At 71.2% G+C, this 9168-nt stretch carries 7 protein-coding genes and 1 pseudogene; 3 read left to right on the top strand and 5 right to left on the bottom strand.

The genetic code is table 11. The features are described from left to right. Positions 1-143 precede the first annotated feature (143 nt). A pseudogene (locus tag AB0J06_RS25985) lies at positions 144-1334 on the top strand (transposase); the annotation flags it as partial. A 408-nt stretch (positions 1335-1742) separates the two neighbouring features. Here the strand turns inward: AB0J06_RS25985 and AB0J06_RS25980 are convergent. The 4 genes from AB0J06_RS25980 to AB0J06_RS25965 all read right to left on the bottom strand — a co-directional run bounded on the left by AB0J06_RS25980 (position 1743) and on the right by AB0J06_RS25965 (position 6720). Then, complete coding sequence (locus AB0J06_RS25980; RefSeq protein WP_357432253.1) at positions 1743-2330, bottom strand: ATP/GTP-binding protein; 588 nt, start codon at positions 2328-2330, stop codon at positions 1743-1745. Between the two features lies 1 nt (position 2331). After that, positions 2332-2709, bottom strand: a complete 378-nt coding sequence (locus tag AB0J06_RS25975; RefSeq protein ID WP_357432251.1) for a DUF742 domain-containing protein — start codon at positions 2707-2709, stop codon at positions 2332-2334. Between the two features lie 109 nt (positions 2710-2818). Continuing rightward, complete coding sequence (locus tag AB0J06_RS25970) at positions 2819-3223, bottom strand: roadblock/LC7 domain-containing protein (RefSeq protein WP_357432249.1); 405 nt, start codon at positions 3221-3223, stop codon at positions 2819-2821. Then, positions 3220-6720, bottom strand: coding sequence for a nitrate- and nitrite sensing domain-containing protein (locus tag AB0J06_RS25965; protein ID WP_357432247.1), 3501 nt, complete (start codon positions 6718-6720; stop codon positions 3220-3222). Before AB0J06_RS25965 ends, AB0J06_RS25970 begins: the two co-directional genes overlap by 4 nt. A gap of 200 nt (positions 6721-6920) precedes the next feature. Between AB0J06_RS25965 and AB0J06_RS25960 the strand changes: the two genes are divergently transcribed. Next, positions 6921-7517: an ATP-binding protein gene (locus tag AB0J06_RS25960; RefSeq protein WP_357432245.1), complete on the top strand. Its 597-nt coding sequence runs from the start codon at positions 6921-6923 to the stop codon at positions 7515-7517. Positions 7518-7523: 6 nt separating this feature from the next. On the opposite strand, the gene AB0J06_RS25955 is transcribed toward AB0J06_RS25960, so the two are convergent. Beyond that, positions 7524-8600, bottom strand: coding sequence for an adenosine deaminase (locus AB0J06_RS25955; protein WP_357432243.1), 1077 nt, complete (start codon positions 8598-8600; stop codon positions 7524-7526). 96 nt (positions 8601-8696) lie between these two features. Here AB0J06_RS25955 and AB0J06_RS25950 point away from each other — a divergent pair. After that, on the top strand, positions 8697-9168 hold a 472-nt coding region (locus AB0J06_RS25950), incomplete at its 3' end, for a putative RNA methyltransferase (protein ID WP_357432255.1).

Raw genomic sequence — 9168 nt, 5'->3', positions numbered from 1 at the left:
CGAGGACACGCCCCTCGTGCTCGAGCCGTACGCACGCGTGGCTGTACTTCGTGATCATCATGGCTTGAACCTACGCGATCTCGGGCCCGTCGACGCTCGCGGCGCCGCCGGCTCCCGCGACACACCGGCAGGAGCCCGCGGCCAACCGGCCGGTCTCCGCGCCGCCGCCCCCGCCGCCGGGCATGATGCCGATCCTGCCGGTCCAACGCACGACCGTGCCGCCCGCCGACGCCGGCGAGCCGTTCCGGGCGACGCTGACCACCGCGGCGATCAACACCGCCCGGGCCGAACGTCAGCGCCCCACGCCGATCACGCCCCGCCCCAACACCAAGGGTGATCCCGCGCCGTCGTCGCAGGGTTTCGGCGCGACGGACCTGACCGTGCCGGTGCCCACCCCGCGGCCGACCGCCGCCACCGACACCGCGCCGCCCGGCTCCCGCTCCCGGTGGCCACTGGTGGCGTCCACTGACGACCGCGCCAACGGCAGTGCGCAGGACGACCCTTACCCGCTGCGCGACCTGCCGGCCCCCGCTCTCGATGCCACCGGGGAAACCCCAGTAAGCGATCGCGTGACGCCGCCGTGGCTCGCCGACGACCTGCCCCAGGAGCCGCCGGCGCTGCGGCTCGTCGAGCCGCCGCCGCTGGCCGACCGCGCGCTGCGCGACGACGTGTCGCCGCGCGAGACCGGGCATCTCGACACCCCACCGCTGCGGCTGGTGGACGCCGAGGCGCTCGAGAGTGGACGGTCGGCCCGCTCCCGGCTGGTGGACGCCGAGGCACTCGACGGTGGACGGTCGGCCCGCTCCCGGCTGGTGGACGCCGAGGCACTCGACGGTGGACGATCGACCCGGTCCCGGCAGGCGACCGTCGAAGAGCCGGCGGCCCCGCCGATCCCGGACGAGGGCGACGGAGATCTGCTGATCTTCGCGGCCGCTCGGTCGGCGTGGTTCGTCGGTCATCCGGAAGAAGAGGCCGAGGTCGACTGGGCCACGTCGGCCGACACCGGCTGGCGGGCCGCGGAGCAGGCGGCGACGCCGTCGGTTGCCACCGAAACCCGTGCCGGACTGCCGAAGCGGGTCCCCCAGGCCAACCTCGTGCCGGGTTCGCCGCTCCGGGACGAGCGGCCGCTGCGCATCATCCGCGACGCGGCGAGCATCGCCGCGCACACCACGGGCTACTTTCGGGGCTGGCGTCGCGGACAGGCGATCGGCGGTTACGCGGTCGGCGGCCGCCCCGGTCGGGAGTCGGCCGGCGGCTGGGACTTCAGCCGTGACCAGACCGGACGCGACGAGAGCCGGGAGTTCGAATACCGGTCCGCCGGATACCGCACCTGATCCTGATCACCCTACGGTCCGGTCGACGACGTCGGCCGGACCGTAGCTTTTTCCGTGCCGGCCAGAGTTCCGGTCATGACTCACAGCGCCCCGTCAACAGCGCGTCGCCGGGGGCTTCAGCGGACCGGGGGCCGTTGCGCGGGGCCAGGACGTGCGCCGGCCGGAGCGCGCGCCTCCAGGTGTCGTACGGCCGACGGCCGAGGCCATCGCCCATCGGCGCCGCCCCACCGGGCGCGACGGCATCCACGGCCGACAGTCGACATCATGCTGTGGCCAGCTCGTACGGGCAGGCAGGCGTCCCGGGACCGCAAGTGACAGCCGCGCCACGGTTCGACCCGGGCGACGGGCCGCAGACACAGCTAGCCGGCGGCGCTCACGTGTGGGCACCGCCGGCTATGGGGATGGCAGTCAGGCTGGCGTTACGGCGCGCGAACGCCGCATGGTCAGCACGTACTCCACCAGTGAAATCAGCACGTGCTTCGTCGACTCGCGGTTACGCGCGTCGCAGGCCACGACCGGCACGTCGCTGGAGATCGCCAGCGCGTCCCGCACGTCCTGCGGATCGTGGTACTGCATACCGTCGAAGCAGTTGATCGCCACGAGGTAGGGCAGTCGACGATGTTCAAAGAAGTCGATCGCGGCGAAGCAGTCGGCCAGTCGTCGGGTGTCGACGAGCACCACTGCGCCGATCGCGCCTCGCACCAGTTCGTCCCACATGAACCAGAAACGCGTCTGGCCCGGGGTGCCGAACAGGTAGAGGATCAGATCTCGGTCGATCGAGATACGACCGAAGTCCATCGCGACCGTGGTGGTCGTCTTTCCCGGCACCTGTCGCGTGTCATCGACGCCCACGCCAGCCGACGTCATGATCGCCTCGGTGGTCAGCGGCGTGATCTCCGAGACCGAGCCGACCAGCGTCGTTTTACCGACGCCGAACCCACCGGCGATGACGATCTTCGCCGATGTCACGCGCCCGGCCATCGGGCGGTGCGACATGTCAGAGCCTGCGAAGTCCACTCAGCACCCTCTCCAGCAGTTCAGTGCCCACCGCGTCATTCGTGTCTTCCAAAGAAGTCGGCTCGTACACCGCGACAAGGCCTTCTGTGGCCATGTCGGCGATGAGAACCCGGGCCACTCCGAGGGGAAGCTGCAACCGCGCCGCGATTTCTGCGAGCGACTGCAACCGGCCATCACACAGCGCGGCAATGTATTGGTGCTCCCGGCCGCCGCCGCCCTTGCCGCCTCCGGCGGACCGACCGCGCACCGTCGTCTCGACGAGCGCTTCGAGAGCGATCTCCAGCCTCGGCCGGGTCCGACCACGGGTGACGGCGTACGGCCTGACGAGTGCGCCTGTCGGTTCATCGCGTTCGGTCATTTTTGCCGCTCACCCCCTCTGCACCCTGCCGCAAGCTCAACCCGTTGGAGCTTCTTGTTTCCACCTGGTGTAATCCCGCCCGAGCTGGCCATCGCCAGCCAGGGCCCGCTCAGCCCAGCATCCCCGCCGCCGTGCGGGGCGCCGGTGTGAGCGCGTCGCCCACCCGGTCGACGAGAAGCGCCATCTCGTAGCCGACCTGCCCCACGTCACAACTGCGGGCGGCGAGCACCGCGAACGAGGAACCGTCCGAGATGGACATCAGGAACAGGAATCCGTTGTCCATCTCGACCACCGTCTGCAGCACCGCCCCACCCTCGAAGCAGCGTGCCGCGCCCAGGGTCAGGCTGACCAGCCCCGACGAGATCGCGGCAAGCTGGTCGGCGCGGTCCCGCGGAAGGTCGCGTGACGACGCGAGGAGCAGACCGTCCGCGGACACCGCGATCGCGTGAGCGACCCCGGGAACGCGATCGGCGAAGTTGGCGAGCAGCCAACCGAGATCCTGCGTAGTTGTCATGCTTCATGCTCCTTGCCAGCCTGCGAGGATTGCTGCCCATCCGGAGTTGCCTCCGGGTTGGTCGAGTGGTCGTCCTTGGGCTGGGTGCGGCCGCGCTGCACCCCGCGGTGGTAGGCGGACAGTAGCCCGCGCACGGACTCGGGCGTCCGCCGCTGCACCGAGTTGGCCGACTTGTCCACGCCTCCGGGAACAAGCTGGGCCATGGGGACCCGCTTCGGAAGACCGGCATTTGTGGTCTCGGCTGCGGGCACCTCGGCCGCGGCGCTCGCCGCCCGCCAGCCGTCGTCGGCGGCGGTCTGCCATCCACCCTGCGGCGGATCGGCGCGACGAGCCGCGCCGTTGCCGACCACGCTCCGTGCCGTCGTGACGACATCCGCCGGCTCCGGAACCGTTCCACCGGACGAACTGCCGGACTCGGCCGGGCTGTTCGCCGCGGCGCTGCCCGACTCGACGCCCGCCGGCTCCGTGCTCGTGGGCTCCGCACTCGTCGCGGTGCCGTTCCGGGCCGTGTTGATCGTGGCGAGCTGCTCCGTCGCGGCGGCCACAGCGGACTTTGCCGCCGGGGTCGTCGCTGTCCGGGTTTCCTCGGCGGTGGGCTTGCGGGTGCGGAACCAGGCCGATTCGAGCTCCCGGAAGATCGGCAGCTCCATGGTCTCGTCCGCGAACGGCACCCGGGGCTGCGGCGCCGGCACGACCGGATGAGCCGCCGTGGGTGTCGCGTCCGCCGTGGGACGGTTGACGCGCGGCAGTTCCGTCGTCATGTCCAGCGCGGCGGCCAGATTCTCCGGCACGGGCGGCGGCGCCGTCTCCCGCTCGGGCGCGGCGACCGGCGGCCATGCCGGCGGCGCGGCGGCCCGAGGGGGAGCCGATACCGGCGGGGTGGAGACCGGCCGCAGCGGCGGCGCCGAGACCGGCGGCAGCGGCGGGGCCGACACGGGTGGGATCGACACCGGCGAGACAGACACCGGAGCCACCGACACCGGAGCCGCCGAGACCGGAGCCACCGAGACCGGACTCACCGACACCGGAGCCGCCGATGCCGGAACGGCGGAGACCGGCGGTGCGGAGACCGGCGGATTTGACTGCGACTCAGGGGTGGCCGGGATCTGCCGCGGGATGGTGGCAGCTGGACCGCTGCCCGTCACCTCGCCATCGACCGTCCAATGGTCGTTCCCCCGACGCTGCGGCAGCGGATCGGTCCGCTGGCCGTTCGCCGCCCGCGGAGCGAAGGTGTCCGCCCCGTTGGCCGCGCCGGTCAGGTCCGACCAGGCCGGCATCGTCCGCCCCGAGGCCGCCGGCTTGACCAGCCCGCCGCCGTTGAGCGCCGGATCGAACGGACGCCCCAGCTGAGCCGCCGGGGCGACCTCCTGCTGAGTCGGCCGGGGCGCGAGCGACGCGCTCTCCAGCGCCAGCGGGGCAGCCGCGGGGGGCTGCTCCAGCGCCGCCGGGGAGTCCGGCACGACGAAACCGCCCGGCTGGGTGCGGCCGGCGAGAGCCCGCGGCACAAGCACGGCGGTGGGCAGCGTGACGTCGGCGATGGTGCCCCGGTCGGCGGCGGGTCGCAGCTCGACCTTGACTCCGTGCCGGGAGCCCAGCCGGGCCACCACGACCAGGCCCATCATCCGGGAGACGGCGACATCGACCTGGGGTGGCGTGGCCAGTCGCTCGTTGAGGTCGTGCAGCTGGTCGGCGTTGATGCCGATCCCGCGGTCCTCCACGTAGAGCACCGCACGGTCGCCGATCCGTCGCGCCTCGACCATGACGTGGGAGTCCGGCGGGGAGAAGGCGGTCGCGTTGTCGAACAGCTCCGCGACGAGGTGCACCAGATCGTTGACGGCGTGCGCGGCGACCTCGATGTCCCGGTCGATGACGCCGAACTCGATCCGGGTGTAGTGCTCGACCTCGGACTGGGCCGCCCGCAGCACGTCGATCAGGGCCGCCGGCTCGCGTTGCACACGGGTCGAGTCGGCACCGGCGAGAACCAGCAGGTTTTCGTCGTTGCGCCGCATCCGCGTCGCCAGGTGGTCGAGCTGGAAGAGCTCGCCCAGCCGGTCCGGGTCTTCCTCGCCACGTTCGAGCCGGTCGAGGTGGCCGATGAGCCGGTCGACCAGGATCTGCGAACGGCGGGCCAGGTTGACGAACATCGTCGCGACGGAGGACCGCAGCGCGGCCTGCTCGGCGGCGGTGCGCACGGCTTCGAGGTGGACCGCGTTGAACGCCTCGGTCACCTGACCGAACTCGTCCTTGCTGCGTACCGGGAGCGGCTCGGCGATCTGGTTGGCGAGCTGGACCGGCGAGAGCTGGCTGGAGAGCTGCGGGTCGCGCAGCCGAGCGACGGCCTGCGGAAGGCCGTACTGCGCGACGGCGAGCGCGCCGTGCCGCAGCTCACGCAGGGATCGGGCCATCGAACGGGCGACCAGGTAGGCGAAGAGGATCGCCAGCAGCAGCATGGTGAGCAGGAGCGCGGTCTCGAGGAACACCTGCCGCTGCACCCCGCTGCGCAGGTCGCTCGCCTCGGTGACCACGTCGCGGTCGATCTTCTGCTCCACCGTACGGATCAGATTGGCGTTGCCGAGCATCGCGGCGTCCCAGCCGGCCGCGTCGAAGGGGGCGTCAGCCATGCTCTCGCTCTGGCTGATCTTGCTCCGGACGTAACCGCCGTAGGAGTCGGCCTCACGCAGGGCCGGACCGGCCACGGTCTGGTTGTAGAACTCGGAGTCCTGCCGCACCGCGGCCGCTTCGAAGCTCTGCCGCGCCTGAGCCTGGCCGGCGCGCGTGCCGATGTAGTCACTGCCCAGCGACGGAGTCAGGGCGCCCTGGGCGAAGGCCCGGAGCACCACGACCCGCTCGCGCGACAGGAATTCCTTGGCCTGGGCGAGCGCGGCCGAGGAGCGCATGTGCTCGCTGATCGCGGTGTCGCCGGCGAGCTGGGCTGCCGAGTCACGCATGTCGAGCAGATCGCTCAGGAGGATCTCGTAGGTCCGGGCGGCCTCGGTGAGCTTGAGCTTGCCGTCGTTGGAGGCGCTGTTGACGACCTGGCTGCGGATGCCGGGCAACTCCTGCAGGCCCTGATCGATCCGGTTGAGCAGGTTGCCGAAGGTCTGCGGCACCTCGGGCATGTCGGCGCGGCGCTGCGAGTACGGCACCTTGGCGCTGTCGACCACGGCGTGCAGCTTGCTGTACGCGTCGAGGTAGCGCGTCTTGGCCTTCGGCTCCTGCTCGCCGAGAACCATCACCGCCGCGGCCCGCTCGTTCTGCAGGTCGTGCACCAGGTCACCGGAGGCGGCCGAGAGGCCGGCCAGACTGCTCGCGCGATCCGCGTTGCCGAGGGTGTCGAGGTGACCGACGAGCCCGTTCGTGCCCACGACGACGGTCGCGATCGTCGGCACGACCATAATGAGACCGAGCTTGGACCAGATCGGCAGGTCGCCAAGCCGGCCCACTGGCCGGCGGAGACGCGACATGAAGGAGTTCGCCGTCTTTGGCCGCTTGCTCACGTCACCGCCCTCCCGTATCGGCACCCACAGATATAGGGCACCGCCCATCGACCGACCCGGACGGATCGGACCTCCGAGATTCCATCACGACACCACGCAAGAAGAAAGCCCAGGTTGTCCGTGACTCAGAGTGTGATGGGATGTTCATGGCCTTTGATTGCAACGCGTTCAATTCGGAGTCACCTAAAGTGAGCACAGGCGTGGCCGGAGTTATCCTGCTTGCCGGCCCTTCCGGGTCCGGCAAGTCGTACATAGCGCGCCGCACCGGACTACCGGTGCTGTCTCTCGACGACTTCTACAAGGATGGCGACGACCCCTCGCTCCCGCGCTCCGCCGGCCTGGTGAATTGGGACTCATCACTGGCGTGGGACGCCGCCGCGGCGGTCGACACGATCGACCGACTGGTGCGGGAAGGCGAAGCGGAAGTGCCGGTTTACGCGATCGGTGCGGACCGGCGGGTAGCCACTCGGACCTTTTCTCTGGCCGGATCGCCAGTTTTCATCGCCGAGGGCATATTTGCCGCCGAAATCGTCCAGGAGTGCCGGCAGCGAGGGCTGCTGATCGACGCGTACGCGCTGCGCCGGCCCCGGGGGGCGACCTTTCTCCGCCGGCTGCTGCGGGACCTCGTCGAGCGACGCAAGCCACCACGGGTGCTCATCCGGCGCGGCCTCACCCTGCTGCGCGAGGAGCCGGTCGTGCTGCGTCGGCAGACCGCCCTGGGCTGCCGGCCGGCCCGCGGCAACGAGGTGGTGCGCAGGGCCGGCTCGCTCGCGGCCGCGCAGCCCTGCGCACGGTAGCCGCGCTCAGGCCAGCAGCTTCGCGTACGCCGGCTTGATGACCTCGTTGATGATGGCGAGCCGCTCCTCGAACGGGATGAACGCGCTCTTCATCGCATTGATGGTGAACCACTGCAGCTCCGCCCAGCCGTAGCCGAACGCCTCCACCAGCAGCGCCATCTCCCGCGACATCGAGGTGCCGCTCATCAGCCGGTTGTCGGTGTTGACCGTGACCCGGAAACGCAGGTCCCGCAGCAGTCCGATCGGGTGCTCCGCGATGGAGGGGGCGGCGCCGGTCTGGACGTTGGACGACGGGCAGAGCTCCAGCGGAATCCGCTTGTCCCGTACGTAGGCCGCGAGCCGGCCGAGGACCGCCTGCTCCCCCGGCGTGATGTCGTCGACGATGCGCACCCCGTGCCCGAGCCGGTCGGCGCCGCACCACTGGATCGCCTGCCAGATCGACGGCAGCCCGAACGCCTCGCCGGCGTGGATGGTGAAGTGGAAGTTCTCCCGCTGCAGGTATTCGAAGGCGTCCAGGTGGCGGGTGGGTGGGAACCCGGCCTCCGCGCCCGCGATGTCGAAGCCGACCACGCCTTCGTCGCGGTAGCGGACCGACAACTCGGCGATCTCCTGCGACCGGGCCGCGTGGCGCATCGCGGTGAGCAGCGTGCCGACCCGGATCGGTCGACCCGTCCGCGCCGACTCGGCGGCGCCCGCGGCGAAGCCGGCGTGCACCGCCTCGACCACCTGCTCGAGCGTGAGACCACCCTCCAGGTGCTGCTCCGGCGCGTACCGCACCTCGGCGTAGACCACGCCGTCGGCCGCGAGGTCGAGCGCGCACTCCGCCGCCACCCGGTAGAGCGCTTCCTCGGTCTGCATCACGGCGACCGTGTGCGCGAACGTTTCCAGGTAGCGCTCCAGCGAACCCGAGTCGGCCGCCGCGACGAACCATCGACCGAGCTCGTCCGGGTCGGTGCTCGGCAGCGGATGCCCGACCGCGTCGGCGAGCTCGACGATCGTCGCGGGCCGCAGACCGCCGTCGAGGTGGTCATGGAGCAGCGCCTTCGGGGCCTTGACGATCTCGTCAAGTGCGATTGCGACCATGGTCAGACACTAGTGCGCCGTCGGCCCGCGCAAGGCGCGGGGCGCGGGAGACACGACAGATCGGGCGGGACGGGGCAAGGAAGGCGTGGCGTGGCGATGAATCCGGAGTTGCTCCCGTACCTGCGGTGTCCGGTCTGCGCGCTGCCGTTGGCCGCGGCGGACGACGACCGGGCGCTGCGCTGTCCCCGGGGGCACAGCTTCGACGTCGCCAAGCAGGGGTACGTGAACCTGGCCGCCGGTCGCGCTCCACACGTGGGGGACACCGCGGAGATGGTCGCCGCCCGGGAGGCGTTTCTGCACGCCGGGCGGTACGACTTCATGGCGGAGGCGTTGGCCGGGGCGGGACGGACGGCTGTTCCGAGCCCGGAGTTGGTGGTCGACGCCGGGGCCGGGACCGGCTGGCACCTCGCCGCCGTGCTCGACGCGCTGCCGCACGCCGCCGGACTGGCCCTGGACGTGTCCAAGCCGGCGCTGCCCCAGTTTCTCCCGAGGAGCCGGTGGGGTCTCAAGGGCCAGCTTCTCCAACGCCGCCCGCGCCTCGTCGGAGAGGTTCTCGGGGACCGTCACC

The sequence above is a fragment of the Micromonospora sp. NPDC049679 genome, assembly GCF_040659735.1.
GTDB lineage: Bacteria > Actinomycetota > Actinomycetes > Mycobacteriales > Micromonosporaceae > Micromonospora_I.
The sequence above is the reverse complement of the archived record's forward strand: the minus strand, read 5'-3'. Positions and strand labels throughout refer to the sequence as shown.

Excerpts from the sequence above, each read along its gene's own strand:
- AB0J06_RS25980 (WP_357432253.1), bottom strand. The coding sequence starts at position 2,330 with ATGTCGCACCGCCCGATGGCCGGGCGCGTGACATCGGCGAAGATCGTC.
- AB0J06_RS25955 (WP_357432243.1), bottom strand. The coding sequence starts at position 8,600 with ATGGTCGCAATCGCACTTGACGAGATCGTCAAGGCCCCGAAGGCGCTG.
- AB0J06_RS25975 (WP_357432251.1), bottom strand. The coding sequence starts at position 2,709 with ATGACCGAACGCGATGAACCGACAGGCGCACTCGTCAGGCCGTACGCC.
- AB0J06_RS25970 (WP_357432249.1), bottom strand. The coding sequence starts at position 3,223 with ATGACAACTACGCAGGATCTCGGTTGGCTGCTCGCCAACTTCGCCGAT.